The following is a 15,822-nucleotide window of genomic DNA, read 5'->3' as shown; positions in this document are numbered from 1 at the left end:
CTTTGCTTAAGCACGTCCTCGTTGCTCACCCTGGAGGGTGAGCATCTAGGCGTTGCTTAAGCAAAGTCGGTCGAGGTGGGGTGGCGAAGGGGGTCAGCTGGACCGGCGTAGGTAGGCCAACTGGGCCAGGACCGAGAGCCGGGCCGCTGGCCAGACCTCGCGCGGCACGTCCGCATACACCCGCTCGACCACGTCATCGGCCGTGACTGCGCCATCGGCGAGGGCCGAGCGGACCTGCTCGAGGCGTTCGCGGCGATGCACCCGGTAGTAATCGACCATCGCCGCCGCATCGGGGACGACCGGACCATGGCCGGGCAGGATCGCGGTCACGTCCCCACCACCGGTGAGGGCGGCGATCCGCTCGAGCGAATCGAGGTACGCCTCGAGCTCCCCATCGGGATGGGCCACGACCGTTGTGCCGCGCCCAAGCACCGTGTCGCCCGTCAGCAGGGCGTGCTCGGCCGGAAGGGCGAAGGAGATCGAGTCCGCCGTGTGGCCGGGGGTCGCCACGACCCGCAGCTCGGTCCCCCCGGCGTCGAGGACATCACCGTCGGCGAGGTCATCGTGGCCGCGTCCCACGGCCTGGACCGGCGCTCCCGTGAGCCGGGCCAAGCGCGGCGCGCCCTCGCTGTGGTCGAGGTGGCCGTGGGTGAGCACGATCCGAGTGATCCGAGCGCCCAAGCGCTCCACGTGCTCGACGATCCGCTGCTGATGCGACCTCGGCCCGTCCTCGTCATTGCCCGGATCGATCACGAGCGCGCTCGTGGAGCCGGGCGCCATCACGACCCAGGTGTTCGTCCCATCGAGGGTCATCGGCCCGGGGTTGCCCTGGAGCAGGCAATGCGCGTGCCGCCCGAAGTCTCCGCCGGTCCACCCGCCGAAGGGAGCCGACGGCTCGGGGGCCGGGGTGCTCATGGCAGGTCGATCCTCATCACCGGGCCGTCAGCGGTCTCGGCGAGCACCGGCAGGACGGGGGTCAACTCGGCAGGCTCCATCAAGAGGCTCGCCACATCGGGCGCGGCGCCGACCCCTTCGACACTCACCACGGTCGGCGGCAGCATCACGACCTCATCGCGGTGATATCGGGCGAGGATCTCCCGCGGCACGGCCCACGCCGCATGATCGACCTCGCTGGTCGCATCGTCAGCGGTCTGCCCCGGAGGGACCTGCGCGACGAAGAACCACGTGTCGTAGCGTCGCGGCTCGATCGCCGGGCTGATCCACCGCGCCCGAACGCGCAGCAGATCACTGCGAAGCACGAGGCCCTCTTCGCGCAGCAGTTCGCCGAACGAGACCTCGCGGGCCACCAGCCGGCGCCGGTGCTCGACCGCCACATCGTGCGCGAAGGGGGCGGGCTCGCCCCCTTCGGGAGAGGCCAGCAGCACCCCGGCCTCCTCATAGAGTTCCCGCACGGCGGCCGCGACGAGCATTCGCGCCTCGGCCCCGGGCAGGCCCATCAGCTCGGCCCATTCGCTCGGCGTCGGGCCCGCCCACGGCACTCCCTCGGCGTCGCGGGGGTCCGCTCCCCCACCCGGGAAGACGTGCATCGACGGCGCGAAGGCCATCGACGCGACCCGGCGCTGCATGAAGACCTCGACCCCGTCGCCGTCACGCACCAGCATCACCGTCGCGGCGAGCCGCGGTTCGGCGGGGTTCGCAGAGCGCGCAGCGGCGTCGGTCAGCAGTGCTTGCTGCACCTGCCGAAGGGAGAAGTCGCGCGTCGCCATCTACTCGCCGGCGACCCGGACGACGACCTCGACCTCCACGGGTGCATCGAGGGGGAGGACCGCGACGCCCACGGCGGAGCGAGCGTGGACCCCAGCCTCGCCGAAGGCGGTGGCGAGGAGCTCCGAGGCGCCGTTGATGACAGCGGGCTGGCCGGTGAAGCCCGGGTCGGAGGCGACAAATCCGACGACCTTGACGACCCGCTGGACCCGGTCCAGGTCCCCGACGACGGACTTGATGGCGGCGATCGCGTTCAGCGCGCAGAGCCGCGCGGCGTCGCCAGCCTCCGCCGCCGACACCAGGCCGTCGCTCTCACCGACCTTGCCGGAAATGGTGAGTTCCCCTGCGACAAAAGGCAACTGGCCCGAGGTCCAGACCAGATCGCCGTCCCGGTGAGCGGGCACATACGCCGCGAGGGGCGCCGTCACCTCGGGGATGCTCAGCCCGACCTCCGCGAGGCGGTCCTCGACGGCCGACACCTAAGCCCCCTTCGGCCGCTTGAGGTAGGCGACCAGCCCGGTGCCATCGGGACCCGGCACGACCTGGACGAGTTCCCACCCGTCCTGGCCCCACTGGTCGAGGATCTGCTTGGTCGCGTGGACGATGAGCGGCACGGTTGCGTACTCCCACTGAGTCATGGCGGCACCCTACTCGTAGGCTTAGGACGTGCCCGCCCGAACCGAACCCGAGAACCGTCGCCCGCGCTACACCTCTCCCGTGCGCCTGCACGTCGTGAGCGGGAAGGGCGGAACCGGCAAGACCACCGTCGCCTGCGCGATGGCACTCGCCCTCGCCGCCCGGGGGATGAAGGTCCTGCTCGTGGAAATCGAAGGGCGGCAAGGCATTTCGCAGGCCTTCGATGTCGCTCCGCTCGGCCCCGAGGAGCGCACGATCGTCTCCGACCCAAGCGGTGGCGAGGTCGTCGGCCTCGCCGTCGACGCCAAGAGCGCGCTGCTTGAGTACCTCCACACGTTCTACAAATTGGGTCGCGCCGGCTCGGTCCTCGAGAAGGTCGGGGCGGTCGACTTCGCCACCACCATCGCGCCAGGCGTGCGCGACGTGCTCCTCGTCGGCAAGGTCTACGAGGCCGTCGGCCGCACTGCTCGCTCGAAGGGGTCCACCTACCCCGTGTATGACGCCATCGTCCTCGACGCTCCGCCGACGGGGCGGATCGGCAAGGTCCTTGGGGTCAACGCCGAGGTCTCCGAGGTTGCCCGCGTCGGGCCGATCCGCAAGCAGGCCGACTCGATCACCGAGATGCTCCGGAGCCCGCAGACCGAGGTGCACCTCGTCACGCTGCTCGAGGAGATGCCGGTCCAGGAGACCGTCGATGCGGTCACCGAGCTCACCAATCAATCCCTGCGGGTCGGGTCGGTGATCGTGAACATGGTCCATGACCTGCGCCTCGGCGCCGACGAAGAGGCAGCCCTCGCCGAGGGCTTCACCGACGAAGGCATCCGCGACAACCTCCGACATGGTCTCGAGCTCGGCGGAATCAACCCCACCGAGGCCATGGTCCACGGCCTGCTCACCGAGGGGCGCGACCACGTGGAGCGCACCCGGCTTCAGGCCGAGCAGGAGGAGGTCCTCCACGGCGTGGGCCTGCCCCTTCGCCGCCTGCCGCGTCTCGCGGACGGCATCGAAAGCGGTGGTCTCGCCGTGCTGGCCCAGACCCTCGAAGAGGAAGGAATGTTCGCATGAGCAAGGTGACGGACACTCCCTTCGACGTCGACGCGCTGATCGCCGATCCCGAGATCCGGGTCGTCGTCTGCTGCGGCTCCGGCGGTGTGGGCAAGACGACCACGGCCGCAGCGCTCGCGCTCCGCGCCGCCGAGGAGGGCCGCCGCGTGGTGGTCCTCACCATCGACCCGGCGTTGCGCCTCGCCCAATCCCTCGGCCTCACCGCGCTCGACAACACCCCGCGCCCGGTCGCTGGCGTCGACACCTCGAAGGGGGGTTCGCTCGACGCGATGATGCTGGACATGAAGCGGACCTTCGATGAGGTCGTCGAGGCCCACGCGACCCCGGACAAGGCCGCGCAGATCCTGCAGAACCCCTTCTATCAAGCGATGTCGAGTTCCTTCGCCGGGACGCAGGAGTACATGGCGATGGAAAAGCTCGGGCAACTGCGGACCCAAATGGCCGACGGTGAGCGCGACTGGGATCTCGTGATCGTCGACACCCCGCCGTCGCGCTCCGCGCTCGACTTCCTTGATGCGCCGAAGCGCCTCGGGTCCTTCCTCGATGGCCGGTTTATCCGGTTGCTGATGGCCCCCGCCCGCGCGGGTGGTCGAGCGGGCCTGAAGATCTTCTCCGCGGGCGTCAATGTCGCGAGCATGGTGATGACCAAGCTGCTCGGCGGGCAGATGCTCCAGGATGTCCAGACCTTCGTCGCGGCCACCGACACCATGTTTGGTGGTTTCCGCGAGCGCGCCGAACAGACCTATGCGCTCCTCGGGCGGCCCGAAACCGCCTTCGTCGTGGTGGCTGCTCCGGAGCGGGACGCGGTTCGCGAGGCGAGTTACTTCATCGAACGGCTGGCCTCCGATGGGATGCCGCTCGCGGGGGTCGTCGTCAACCGAGCGCAGGTCCTCGGAGCCAAGCAACTCGGGGCGGGTCGGGCCGAAGAGGCCGCGGATCGCCTGGAGTCGGAAGGCTCAGGGCACTCGCTTGCGGCCGCCCTGCTGCGGATCCATGTCGATCTCGCCGAGACCGCGACCCGACACCGGGGCGTGATCGGGCGCTTCCGCGCGAGCCACCCGGGCATCGGGGTCAAGGTCGTCCCGACGCAGGCGGTCGATGTTCACGACATCGATGGGCTGCGGGAAATCGGCGCGGCCCTCGGCGCCTAGCGCACAAAGGTCGCGCCCGTGCGGAGTTAGCCGGCCGCGACCGCGGGGAGTTCGGCCTCTTTGGCCTGGGCGAAGAGGCTCTTCCAGGAGTCGACGTCGGGATGCCTGCGCAGGAGCGCCCGACGCTCGCGCTCGGTCATCCCGCCCCAGACCCCGAACTCGGTCCGGTTGTCGAGCGCGTCGGCGAGGCACTCGGCGACCACCGGGCAGCCCCGGCAGACGAGTTTTGCGGTCCGCTGATCCTTGCCGGGGACAAACAATGCGTCCGGGTCATCGGTGGCACACCGACCCAGTTGCGCCCAGTCATCGACCCAGCGCCCCATCGGCGCCTGTACGCGCGGCGTCACACTCACGTCGCTTCCCCTCCACGGACCCAGCAAAATCTCCAACATCTGAACCATACGGATCATTACTCGTCGGCAACATCACCCGACCGACTCACCCCCCACCCGCCCGAAGTGACTAGTCACTATGGGCCGTTTTGTGGACACGGCCGGCCGTAAAGCCCTGCGGACCGCCTCGAAGGGCCACAATGCGGCGTTGGCGTCCGCTTCCTGATCACGAGCGCGCCTATGGCGACACCCGTGGCGCGCGATCAGCGGAACTCTCAGGAATCGCCCGTATCCTGGCCCTCATGCGTCGCTCAGCCATGCCCCACCTCGCGAGTCTGCTGGGGGCCTTTCTCGCGGTTGCGGTCGGGATGGGCCTGATCAGCGCCGGGTTACTGATGCCCCTCGCCGGAGCGAGCGGGTCGGTTACCAAGGCCACCGTGCAGGGCTTTAACGACATCGATGACGAGTTCACGCCGAGCGTGCTCGCCGAGCAGTCCAAGATCCTTTCGGCCGATAACAAGGTCCTCGCGACCCCCTACGACGCCAACCGGGTCGTGGTGCCTCTTAATAAGGTCGCTCCGATCATGCGCAAGGCGCAGTTGGCGATCGAGGACAGCCGCTTTTACGAGCACGGTGGCATGGATATCCGCGGCACCATGCGCGCCTTCGTCAACAACCTCGGCTCCGACTCCACCCAGGGTGGCTCGTCGATCACCCAGCAGTACGTGAAGATCATGGAGCAGGAAAAGGCTCTGCGAAACGACGATAAGGAAGCCGCTGCTGCCGCCATCGCACCGACGTACAGCCGCAAGGTGCAGCAGATGAAGTACGCCCTCAGCATCGAAAAGACGATGACGAAGGACCAGATCCTCTCGGGCTACCTCAACCTCGTGTACTACGGCGATCAGGCCTACGGCATCGAGGCTGCCGCTCAGCACTACTTCAGCAAGCCCGCGGCGAAGCTCAATCTCGCCGAGTCGGCGACTCTCGCCGGGGTCGTGCAGTCACCCGGCGTCCTGAACCCGCGCACCAACCCAGAAGGGGTGCAAGAGCGCCGCGACCTTGTGATCGACCGGATGCTGCAGCTCGGGATGGTGACCGAGAAGTCGGCGAAGAAGGCGAAGTCCACCTCGGTCAAGAAGTCACTGAAGCTGAAGAAGAACGAGGGCGGCACCTGCACCAAGTCGGTCGACCCCTACTTCTGCAACTACGTGATGGCCTACCTGCGCACGATGCCAGAGCTCGGGCCCGACCCCGACGCGCGTCAGCTCGCGGTGACGACCGGCGGGCTGCGGATCAAGACGACGCTGCGCCGCGACTGGCAGTTGAAGATGGAGCGCGACCTGCGCTCGACGGTCCCGCCCACGAACTCCCACAACATTGGTGCCGCGGCGGCGCTCGTCGAGCCGGGCACCGGCAAGGTGCGCGCGATCGCTCAATCCTCCGACTACAAGATCGGCCTGAAGCGCTCCACCGCGCGCTACACCGAGCAGGCCTGGTCGGTGCCGTCCGAATACGGCGGAACCCGCGGCTTCGCGATCGGTTCGACCGCCAAGATGTACAACCTGGTCGCCGCCTTGGAGATGGGGATGCCGATCACCGCGTCGGTGAATGCCGACCAGGCCGGTCCGAGCAGCCCGCACACGTACCAGTACAACTACTTCCAGGATCATTGTTCGGGTGCCAACTGGGAGGTTCGAAACGACTTCAACGACGGCGGCACGATCACCCTCGCCGAGATGACGGCGCAGTCGATTAACACCGCCTTCGCTGAACTCGCCCACGTGGTCGGCTCCTGCAAGTTGCCCAAGGTCATGGACCGGATGGGCCTGCAGGACGGCAACGGCAACCAGTACGGGCTCGTCAATGACCCGAACACGGGTGAGAAAATCAAGGGTGAGTACGCGATCTCGAGCATCGTGCTCGGCGCCGACGCCTCGACCCCCCTTCAGCTCGCCAACTCCTACGCCACCTTGGCCGCCGACGGCAAGTACTGCCCGCCGAACCCGATCGAGAAGATCACCACGGCCCGCGGCAAAGAGATCAAGATCGCCCAGCCGGAGTGCAAGCAGGTGCTCAAGCCCGGCGTCGCGCGCGGCGTGACCCAACTGCTCGAGGGGCCGATCAAGAACGGCACGGCGAGGGGCGCTCAGCTGAACGGTGGCCGCGTCGCTGCCGGTAAGACCGGTACCACGGACGGCCACCGCCAGTCCTGGTTCGTCGGATACACCCCGCAGCTCGCCTCGGCCGTGTGGGTCGGGACCCCGATCACCGAAAAGCGCATGGACGGCGTCGTGCTCAACGGACGGGCCTACGGGAGCGTTTTCGGTGGCACGATCGCGGCCCCTTTGTGGAAGCGGATCGTCGACGATGCATCGTCGGGGATGCCGATGAAGCAGTTCACCAGCCCTTCGCAGGAGATCCAGTCCGGCGAGCAGGTGAGCATCCCCTCGGTGATCGGTATGACTCAGCCACAGGCCGAGCAGGCGCTGCAACGAGCTGGCTTCTCGGTCAATGCCACCTTGATCAACACGACGGCGGCGGCCGGAACGGTGGTCGGGACCAGTCCGTCGGGCTCGACCGGGCGCGGCAGCGTGGTGACGATCCAAGTGTCGACCGGCCGGGCGCCCTTGCCGCCGCCGGCTCCCAAGAAGGAAGAGCCGAAGAAGGAAAAACCGAAGAAGGACAATAAGAAGCCGAAACCGTCGAAGACCAACGACTAACCGGCCCGTCTGACCTCGACGAAGGGGGCGAGCTCACCGCATCAGGTGAGCTCGCCCCCTTCGGTCTGCCGAGGAGCGCGTCAGCGCGTGAGGCGCGCCTTCACCAGGGCGGCGATCGCGCCGCCGTCGGCCCGACCCGCGACCTCGGTCTGGACGGCCTTCATCACCGCGCCCATCTGCGCCATCGACGTGGCCCCGAGGCTCTCCACCGCGCCATCGACGATGCGGGCGAGCTCGGCGTCGTCGAGCTGCGCCGGGAGGTACCCCTCGATGACGGCCAGTTCTGCCTCTTCCTTCTCGGCGAGTTCCGGCCGGTCGGCGTCGCGGTAGGCGCTGGCCGCCTCCTTGCGCTTCTTGCCTTCCTTGGCGATGACCTTCAGCACGTCGGCGTCGCTGAGGTCGCGATGGGTCGACCCGGCGACCTCTTCATTGGTGATCGCGGTCAGCACCATCCGCAGCGTCCCGGCACGCACCTGGTCACGGGCGCGCATGGCGGTGTGCAGGTCGTGCTGGACGGTTTCCTTGAGCGTGTCGGTCATGGGGACATCTTCGCAGGGCAGATCGCGCTGCCTCCACCGGGATTTTCTTGGCGGCGGCCCCGACAGGACCCGTCGCGGGTCGCGTGGACCGCCGATGGGCGGGCGCCTGAGACAATGGAGCCGTGAGCGCTTCTCCCCCTTCGCCCTTCCTTCGGCATCCCGCCGCCCGGACCGCAGGTGCCGTGGCCCTGGCGGGAGCGGCGGCGTTGAGCTGGGCGCTGTACGAAAAGACGCTCTATACGTTGCGGCGGTACGACCTGCCGGTCCTGCCCGAAGGGGCCGACCCGATCCGCATCCTGCAGTTGAGCGATCTGCACCTCATCCCGAGTCAGCAACGCAAGATCGACTGGGTCCGCGACCTGGCGGCGCTGGAGCCGGATCTCGTCGTCAACACCGGCGACAACCTCTCGCATCTGCAGGCCGTGCCGACGGCGCTCCAGGCGATGGAGCCACTCTTTGCGCGGCCCGGCGTCTTCGTCATGGGCTCGAATGATTACTTCGCGCCCACCCTGCGCAACCCGGCGCGCTACCTCACCTCCCGCTACGCGGACGCGCCCTCCGAGCGGGTGCTCCTGCCTGTCGACGAACTGATCGGTGGGATGACGGCCGGCGGATGGACCGATCTCAATAACGCTCGCACCTCGCTGACGGTCCGCGGGCTACGCCTCGACCTCGTCGGCGTCGACGACCCCCACATCCAGCGTGACGATTACGCCGCGGTCGCGGGGCCGGCCTCGCCCGATGCCGGCCTCACCATCGGCGTCCTCCACGCCCCCTATCAGCAGGTCCTCGACGCGATGGCGAGCGATGGGGCCGAACTTCTCATTGCCGGCCACACCCACGGTGGCCAGCTCTGCCTCCCCGGGTACGGGACGATCGTCACCAACTGCGATCTCGACCGCAAGCGGGCGCGGGGCGTCTCGCGCTGGTGGCCGGGCGCCGGATCCACGCCGTCGCATGAGGCTCCCCCTTCGGCCGCGTGGATGCACGTATCGGCAGGGCTCGGCACCTCCCGCTATGCGCCGGTGCGTTTCGCCTGCCGCCCGGAGGCAACGCTGATGACGTTGGTGCCGCGCGCCTAGCGAGCACCTGACTCGAGTCCGACGGGTGCTCTGAAAAGCAGGGCGCGGAAACGGACGGCGGACGCGGTTCGGGACGGGACGCGGTAAATGACCTCGGGCGGTGTCATATCCACGCCCCATCACCCTTTCCCCGTCACCGCCCCTTCCGCGCTCGGACCGGCCGGGGAAACGGTCACCGGACGCGGTTACCTCCGCGTCCAGTGCCCCCTTCCGCGCCCTACCCGACCCGGACCGGTCGAGGCGATTACGCCTCCGGGCCGGGGGTGAGTTATTCTGCGGTGTCGCCCTCGCAAGGGGCGATGATCTGCGAAGGGCGAGAACTCGCCGCGCGTAGATCGCCACGGGGTGTGGCGCAGCTTGGTAGCGCGCTTCGTTCGGGACGAAGAGGTCGCAGGTTCAAATCCTGTCACCCCGACCATCTATCTGGGGCCCTGACCTGGGTAAACGCGTCCGCCATTTCTGCCTTCTTCCCTCTCGACGCGCGGAACCCGCCGGTCATCCGCCAGCCGCTCCTGCGCAGCGAGGCGATGTACCCGGCTCCTCCCTCTTGCGCCACTAGCCCTACGAACCCGGGAGGGTGACGTTTGGGTGCCTCATCCTGCGCTGCGCGTCCGTTGCAACGCAGGCGGCTTAGTTTCTTGACAGAATGCGGGCCATGACTCAGCAGCGTCAGGCTCGCCCTTTGTGGTCGAGCGACGCCCCGCTCGCAATCGCCTGGGTGTGCGCGCTTGTCGGCCTGCTTTTGGCCCCCGCCGGAATCGTCCTTGGGCCCATAGCCTTCGCGCAAGCGCGGAAAGCCCTCCGTGGCGGAGCCCGCAGCTGGGGGGTCGTGGCCTTGCGGATCGTTGCCGGATTCGCCACCGGGGTCAGTGCCTTGGTGATCCTCGCGCCGATCGTGCTGTTGGTAACGACTAGTTAGTCGAGCGCCCAGCGAAAACAGCGTTGCAGGCTATGTTGACGGTTGCGCCTTCACTTGCCTGCAAGCGCTGCGGGTCGGGTCTACTCGTCCACCGCGTCACATGGGCGTCACATATGCCTGACACACTGCCCCCGTGCCGACTACTTCGCCCAGCAGCGCGCCCGATCCGCTTCGTGACGCTTTGCTGCGCAGCGACCGGGCGCCCCAGCCGCGCACCCTCGTCGACATCCTCCACGACACCGCCGCGCGCTATCCCGACGAGGCCGCGGTCGACAACGGCGCGGAGGCCCTCACCTATACCGAGCTGATGACCCATGCCGAGGCGGTCGCGGCTGGCCTCGTGGACATCGGCGTCGAACCCGGAGACCGGGTCGGAGTCCGGATCCCTTCTGGCACAACGGATCTCTACGTCGCCATCGTCGGCATCCTCGTCGCCGGGTGCGCCTACGTCCCGGTGGACCGCGATGACCCCGATGAGCGGGCCCGGACCGTCTTCGGCGAAGCCGATGTCGCTGCGGTGATCACCGCAGATCTCGTGATTCACCCGCGCGGCGACGCCGACGCTCCGACCGGCGAAATCCCCGCCGCTGCGCACGCTCGCGACCTCGACCCCCACCGCGGAGTGAGTGACCCGAGCACCGACGACGACGCCTGGATCATCTTCACCTCGGGCTCGACCGGGACGCCGAAGGGGGTCGCCGTCACCCACCGCAACGCCGCCGCCTTCGTCGACGCCGAGTCGCACTGGTTCCTCCAGGACGCGCCCATCGGTCCCGATGACCGAGTGATGGCCGGCCTCTCCGTGGCCTTCGACGCCAGTTGCGAGGAGATGTGGCTCGCCTGGCGCTACGGTGCCTGCCTCGTCCCGGCGCCTCGCTCGCTGGTGCGCTCCGGGATGGACCTCGGCCCCTGGCTGAAGGCCAACGACATCACGATCGTCTCGACCGTCCCCACCCTGGTCGCCCTCTGGCCCGCCGATGCTCTCGCCAAAGTCCGCCTCCTCATCATGGGCGGCGAGGCCCTCCCGCCGGAGATCGCAGCGCGCCTCGCGACGCCCACCCGCGAGGTCTGGAACACCTACGGCCCGACCGAAGCCACGGTCGTCGCCTGCGGCACTCAGGTCACCGGAGACGGGCCGGTCAGCATCGGCCTGCCACTCGACGGCTGGGATCTCGCCGTCGTGGATAAGGACGGCAATCTCGTCGGCGAAGGGGGCGAAGGTGAGCTGATCATCGGGGGCGTCGGCTTGGCCCGCTATCTCGACCCGGCCAAGGATGCCGAGAAGTACGCTCCCCACGAGCAGCTCGGGTGGGAGCGTGCCTACCGCAGTGGCGACCTCGTGCGCGCCCACGCGAGCGGCCTGATGTTCCTGGGCCGCGCCGACGATCAGGTGAAGGTCGGCGGGCGCCGCATCGAACTCGGCGAGATCGACTCCGCGCTGCTCAACCTCCCGGGGGTGAGCGGCGCCGCCGCCGCGGTCCGCAAGACCGGCTCCGGTAACTCCCTGATCGTCGGCTACGTGACGGTCGACGACGGTTTTGACGCCAAGGCCAGCGCCGACTCCCTTCGCCAGGACATGCCGGCCGCTCTCGTCCCGCGGTTGGCCGTGGTGGATACCCTCCCCACCCGCACGTCCGGCAAGGTCGACCGTGACGCCCTGCCCTGGCCCCTTCCGGGTGCAGCGGAGTCCGGTGACACACCAGCGCTCGAAGGGACGGAAGGCTGGCTCCAGGAGGTGTGGTCCGAGATCCTCGGTGCGACGCCGGGGCCCAAGGACGACTTCTTCGACCTCGGCGGCGGGAGCCTCACCGCCGCGCAACTCGTCGCCCGACTGCGTGAGCGCCACCCCGAGGTCACCATCGGCGAGGTGTACGACCGCCCGACCGTGCGCTCCCTCGCCGCCGCCCTCGAGGACATGGATTCCCCGACCGGCCGCCTCAACGCCGCGGTCCGGCCGGTCGGCCTCGGCTCTCAGATCACCCAGCTCGCCCTCACCGTGATCCTGCGGGGAGTGACGGCCGCGCACTGGCTGACCTGGATCGCGACGATTGCCCTGATCATCGATCTCACCGTCGGCGCCCCCTGGCTCCCCCAGGCGCCGCTCTGGGCCCTCATCCTCGGCTGGCTCACCGTGATCCTCCCGCTCGGCCGGATGGCCGTCGCCGTGGCCGTCGCCCGACTGACCCTGCTCGGCGTGACGCCGGGTACCTATGGCCGCGGGAGCCGAACCCACCTGCGGATCTGGTTCGCCGAGCGATTCGCCGATGAGATCGGCGCGACCGCCCTCTCAAGCGCCCCCTTCATCAAGCTCTACGCCCGGCTCCTCGGCGCGCAGATCGGCAAACACGCTGCGCTGCACTCCCTTCCGCCGATCACTGGAATGCTCCGGCTCGGCAAGGAAGCCTCGATCGAGCCCGAAGTGGATCTGCGCAGCTATTGGATCGACGGCGACCGGGTCCTCGTCGGGCCCGTCCGGGTCCGCGCCCGAGCTCGCGTCGGTGCCCGATCCACGCTGCTGCCCGGCGCCGATGTCGGCAAGCGAGCCGAGGTCGCTCCGGGGTCGGCGGTCTTCGGCAAGGTCCCCGACGGCGAGGCCTGGTCCGGTGCCCCCGCAGTGCACACCGGGGTGGCCCGCGGGCCGTGGTCGGACGAAGCTCCGATCAATAAGCCCGCCTGGCGGCTCGCGTACTGGCACTCGGCGCTCATCCTCGCGAGCCTGCCGATCGTCGCGATCGGGATCGCGGTCGCCCTCGGGATCGCCCTGATCGATCTCGATGCCGGCCCGCGAACCGCCGCGCTCCAGGCCTTCGCCTGGCTCATCCCGCTGACGCTCCTCGCCTACGTGATCCTCGCGCTCTTGGTGCTGATCGCGACCCGCCTGCTCGGGATCGGTCTCACCCCCGGAGGCCACCCGGTCTACAGCCGCCAAGCCTGGCAAGCCTGGTCGACAATCCGCCTCCTCGACGAGGCCCGCACCTGGCTCTTCCCCCTCTACTCATCGACGTTGACCCCGCTCTGGCTGCGCGCCCTTGGCGCCCGCATTGGTAAGGACGTCGAGGCCTCCACCACGCTGATGATCCCGAAGTTCGCCGATGTCGGTGACGGAGCCTTCCTCGCCGACGACACTCTCGTGGGCGGCTACGAACTCGGGGGCGGCTGGCTGCGCGTCGAGCGGGTCAAGATCGGCAAGCGCGCCTTTATCGGCAACTCCGGCATGGCCGCGCCCGGCCGCAAGGTCCCCAAACAGGGCCTCGTTGCGGTCCTTTCCGCAGCCCCGCGCCGCACCAAGGCCAAGTCCGGCACGTCCTGGCTCGGCAGCCCACCCCAGCGCCTTCGTCGCGAGTCCGCCACGACCGACTCGGGCCGCACCTTCGCCCCACCGATGCGCCTGCGGGTCGCGCGCGCCATCGTCGAGACCTGCCGCCTGATCCCGATGTGGGCGCACGCGGCGCTCTCCCTCTTCGTCGTGATCGCCCTCATCTGGCTAATGACGAAGGGGGTCTGGGTCGCCGTCCTCCTCGGCGGGCCGGTCTTTATCCTCGGCGGCGCGATCGCGGCCGCGATCTCGACCGCCGCCAAGTGGCTCCTCGTCGGGCGCATGCACGTTGGAGAGCACCCGCTGTGGAGCTCCTTCGTTTGGCGCAATGAGCTCGCCGACACCTTCGTCGAGGTCCTCGCAGCGCCGTGGTTTGCCCGCGCCGCGATCGGCACCCCGGTCCTCACCCTGTGGTATCGAGCGATGGGCGCGAAGATCGGCCGCGGCGTCTGGTGCGACACCTACTGGCTGCCCGAGGCCGACCTCATCGAGTTGCGCGATGGCGCGACCGTCAACCTCGGGTGCGTCGTGCAGACCCACCTCTTCCACGATCGAGTCCTGCAAATGGACACCGTCGTGCTGAAGGAGGGCGCCACTCTCGGCCCGAACGGCGTGATTCTGCCGGCCGCCACCATCGGTCGCCATGCCACCGTCGGACCGGCTTCGCTGGTCATGCGCGGCGAATCCATCCCGGACGGCACTCGCTGGATCGGCAACCCCATCGGACCCTGGATCGAAGACGACGAGGTCGTCGGCAGCCGGATCACCATCCCCGGCGTGAAGGGAGAAAAGAGCTAAGTGAGTACTCGCCCCACCTCCGCGAAGAAGGCCGCCCGAGCCGCGGCATCCGCTGCGGCGCACGCATTGACGGCCGATGTCGACGGCGCCAAGGACGCCGTGGCGAGCGCGGTGACGACAGCGCAGGTCGCCCTGACCGGCACCGGCGACTCGCCCGATCCCTACGTGCCGCGACACGGCGATGCGCGCTACGACGTCACGCACTACGACCTGGACCTCACTTACCGCATCCTCGGCAACCACCTCGACGGGCGAGCCGTGATCTCCCTTCGCACCCGCGTCGCGGTGCGCTCGATCGACCTGGACCTTAACGACCTGCGCATCACGAAGTTCTCGGCGAAGGGGGCCAAGGTCGCGCGCTGGTCACAGAGCCGAGCCAAGACCACGATCCGCTTCGCGAGCGCGGTCGCGGCTGGGACCGAGATGACGCTGACGATGGCCTACCGGGGGAACCCGCACCCGATGCGTGGGATCGACGGGCTCGCCGGCTGGGAGGAGCTCGATGACGGCGTCATCGTCGCGTCGCAGCCGCATGGGGCACCGAGCTGGTATCCCTGCAACGACCGGGCCGCCAACAAGGCGACCTACACGATCACCGTGACGACCGATTCCGCCTACTCGGTGGTCGCGAATGGCGTGCTCGCCTCCCGTCGCACGAGCGGGCAGCGCACCACGTGGCGCTACGAGCTGGCCGAGCCGATGTCGCCCTACCTCGCGACGGTCCAGATCGGCCAGTACGAACTCACCCGGCACGAGCCCGCCAAGGCCTCACTCGGACGCCTGCCGGCCGGCTCCCGCACCGTGCCCTGGACCCTCGCCGCTCCCCCGATGCTCCGGCGCGCAGCGACCTCGGCCTTCGCCGATCAAGGCGCGATGATCGAGCTCTACACCAAGCTCTTCGGGCCCTACCCCTTCGCCGAGTACACCGCCGTCGTGACCGCGGACCGGCTCGACATCCCCCTGGAGTCGCAGACGCTCTCCACCTTCGGTTCGAACTACTGCACGCGGGATTGGCCCTCGCAGCGGCTCATCGCGCATGAGCTCGCTCACCAGTGGTTCGGCAATGCCGTCACTGCCGCGGCCTGGAAGGACATTTGGCTGCACGAAGGCTTTGCCTGCTACGCGGAGTGGCTCTGGTCTCCCGAGGCCGGGCTGGCGACGACCGATGAGCAGGCGCGCACCCACTGGGCGAAGCTCTCCCGTCTCCCGCAAGACCTCGTGCTTGGCGACCCCGGCCCGCAGGACATGTTCGACGACCGCGTGTACAAGCGCGGCGCGCTCTTACTCCACGCCCTGCGCCTCACGATCGGCTCCGACACCTTCTTCCGGGTCCTGCGGACCTGGGTCGAGCGGTACAAGTACACGACCGTGACCACCGAGGACTTCATCGCCACGGCGGAGGACGTCGCCGATCGCGATCTCGGAGCTCTCTTCGCGGCCTGGCTCGACGAGGCTCCTCTTCCCCCGTTGCCCTAAGGCGTCACACGCGAAGGGGGCGCCGCGACCCAACCGATCGCGGCGCCCCCTTCGACCCAG

The 15,822-nt window shown here is 68.8% G+C and carries 12 protein-coding genes and 1 tRNA gene; 7 read left to right on the top strand and 6 right to left on the bottom strand.

Annotated features, from left to right (window positions below):
- Positions 1–93: 93 nt before the first annotated feature.
- Genes AB8K43_RS02370 through AB8K43_RS02355 form a run of 4 tightly spaced genes read right to left on the bottom strand, consistent with a single transcriptional unit; the run spans position 94 to position 2,363 of the window.
- A complete protein-coding gene (locus AB8K43_RS02370) occupies positions 94–915 on the bottom strand; it encodes an MBL fold metallo-hydrolase (RefSeq protein ID WP_370890944.1) in 822 nt (273 codons plus the stop codon).
- Complete coding sequence (locus AB8K43_RS02365; RefSeq protein WP_370890943.1) at positions 912–1,727, bottom strand: NUDIX hydrolase; 816 nt, start codon at positions 1,725–1,727, stop codon at positions 912–914. Before AB8K43_RS02365 ends, AB8K43_RS02370 begins: the two co-directional genes overlap by 4 nt.
- Positions 1,728–2,204, bottom strand: a complete 477-nt coding sequence (locus tag AB8K43_RS02360; RefSeq protein WP_370890941.1) for a RidA family protein — start codon at positions 2,202–2,204, stop codon at positions 1,728–1,730. It abuts the gene before it with no gap.
- On the bottom strand, positions 2,205–2,363 hold the full coding sequence (locus tag AB8K43_RS02355; RefSeq protein ID WP_370890939.1) for a DUF4177 domain-containing protein: 159 nt from the start codon (positions 2,361–2,363) through the stop codon (positions 2,205–2,207).
- A 28-nt stretch (positions 2,364–2,391) separates the two neighbouring features.
- Between AB8K43_RS02355 and AB8K43_RS02350 the strand changes: the two genes are divergently transcribed.
- Together AB8K43_RS02350 and AB8K43_RS02345 are read left to right on the top strand one after the other, a co-directional pair.
- The gene (locus AB8K43_RS02350) at positions 2,392–3,426 is read left to right on the top strand and encodes an ArsA-related P-loop ATPase (RefSeq protein WP_370890936.1); all 1,035 of its coding nucleotides are present in this window, start codon (positions 2,392–2,394) and stop codon (positions 3,424–3,426) included.
- Positions 3,423–4,577: an ArsA family ATPase gene (locus tag AB8K43_RS02345; protein ID WP_370890934.1), complete on the top strand. Its 1,155-nt coding sequence runs from the start codon at positions 3,423–3,425 to the stop codon at positions 4,575–4,577. Before AB8K43_RS02350 ends, AB8K43_RS02345 begins: the two co-directional genes overlap by 4 nt.
- 26 nt (positions 4,578–4,603) lie before the next feature.
- Here AB8K43_RS02345 and AB8K43_RS02340 read toward each other — a convergent pair whose 3' ends face one another.
- A complete protein-coding gene (locus AB8K43_RS02340) occupies positions 4,604–4,900 on the bottom strand; it encodes a WhiB family transcriptional regulator (RefSeq protein WP_370891210.1) in 297 nt (98 codons plus the stop codon).
- A gap of 311 nt (positions 4,901–5,211) precedes the next feature.
- On the opposite strand from AB8K43_RS02340, the gene AB8K43_RS02335 reads away from it, so the two are divergent.
- Positions 5,212–7,632: a transglycosylase domain-containing protein gene (locus tag AB8K43_RS02335; RefSeq protein ID WP_370890932.1), complete on the top strand. Its 2,421-nt coding sequence runs from the start codon at positions 5,212–5,214 to the stop codon at positions 7,630–7,632.
- 80 nt (positions 7,633–7,712) lie between these two features.
- On the opposite strand, the gene AB8K43_RS02330 is transcribed toward AB8K43_RS02335, so the two are convergent.
- Entirely contained in the window at positions 7,713–8,171 is a 459-nt protein-coding gene (locus AB8K43_RS02330; RefSeq protein WP_370890930.1) for a GatB/YqeY domain-containing protein, read from the bottom strand.
- Positions 8,172–8,293: 122 nt separating this feature from the next.
- Between AB8K43_RS02330 and AB8K43_RS02325 the strand changes: the two genes are divergently transcribed.
- The 4 genes from AB8K43_RS02325 to AB8K43_RS02310 all read left to right on the top strand — a co-directional run bounded on the left by AB8K43_RS02325 (position 8,294) and on the right by AB8K43_RS02310 (position 15,762).
- Complete coding sequence (locus tag AB8K43_RS02325) at positions 8,294–9,253, top strand: metallophosphoesterase (RefSeq protein ID WP_370890928.1); 960 nt, start codon at positions 8,294–8,296, stop codon at positions 9,251–9,253.
- Positions 9,254–9,594: 341 nt separating this feature from the next.
- Positions 9,595–9,671, top strand: a tRNA-Pro gene (locus AB8K43_RS02320).
- A 634-nt stretch (positions 9,672–10,305) separates the two neighbouring features.
- Positions 10,306–14,286 carry a Pls/PosA family non-ribosomal peptide synthetase gene (locus AB8K43_RS02315; RefSeq protein ID WP_370890926.1) on the top strand — a complete coding sequence of 1,327 codons (3,981 nt, stop codon included), beginning with the start codon at positions 10,306–10,308 and terminating at the stop codon, positions 14,284–14,286.
- The gene (locus AB8K43_RS02310; protein ID WP_370890924.1) at positions 14,287–15,762 is read left to right on the top strand and encodes a M1 family metallopeptidase; all 1,476 of its coding nucleotides are present in this window, start codon (positions 14,287–14,289) and stop codon (positions 15,760–15,762) included.
- The last annotated feature ends 60 nt before the right edge of the window (positions 15,763–15,822 follow it).

This window comes from Janibacter sp. GXQ6167, from assembly GCF_041365945.1.
GTDB lineage: Bacteria > Actinomycetota > Actinomycetes > Actinomycetales > Dermatophilaceae > JBGFSK01.
The sequence above is the reverse complement of the archived record's forward strand: the minus strand, read 5'-3'. Positions and strand labels throughout refer to the sequence as shown.

Excerpts from the sequence above, each read along its gene's own strand:
- AB8K43_RS02370 (WP_370890944.1), bottom strand. The coding sequence starts at position 915 with ATGAGCACCCCGGCCCCCGAGCCGTCGGCTCCCTTCGGCGGGTGGACC.
- AB8K43_RS02365 (WP_370890943.1), bottom strand. The coding sequence starts at position 1,727 with ATGGCGACGCGCGACTTCTCCCTTCGGCAGGTGCAGCAAGCACTGCTG.
- AB8K43_RS02355 (WP_370890939.1), bottom strand. The coding sequence starts at position 2,363 with ATGACTCAGTGGGAGTACGCAACCGTGCCGCTCATCGTCCACGCGACC.
- AB8K43_RS02345 (WP_370890934.1), top strand. The coding sequence starts at position 3,423 with ATGAGCAAGGTGACGGACACTCCCTTCGACGTCGACGCGCTGATCGCC.
- AB8K43_RS02340 (WP_370891210.1), bottom strand. The coding sequence starts at position 4,900 with ATGGGGCGCTGGGTCGATGACTGGGCGCAACTGGGTCGGTGTGCCACC.
- AB8K43_RS02335 (WP_370890932.1), top strand. The coding sequence starts at position 5,212 with ATGCGTCGCTCAGCCATGCCCCACCTCGCGAGTCTGCTGGGGGCCTTT.
- AB8K43_RS02330 (WP_370890930.1), bottom strand. The coding sequence starts at position 8,171 with ATGACCGACACGCTCAAGGAAACCGTCCAGCACGACCTGCACACCGCC.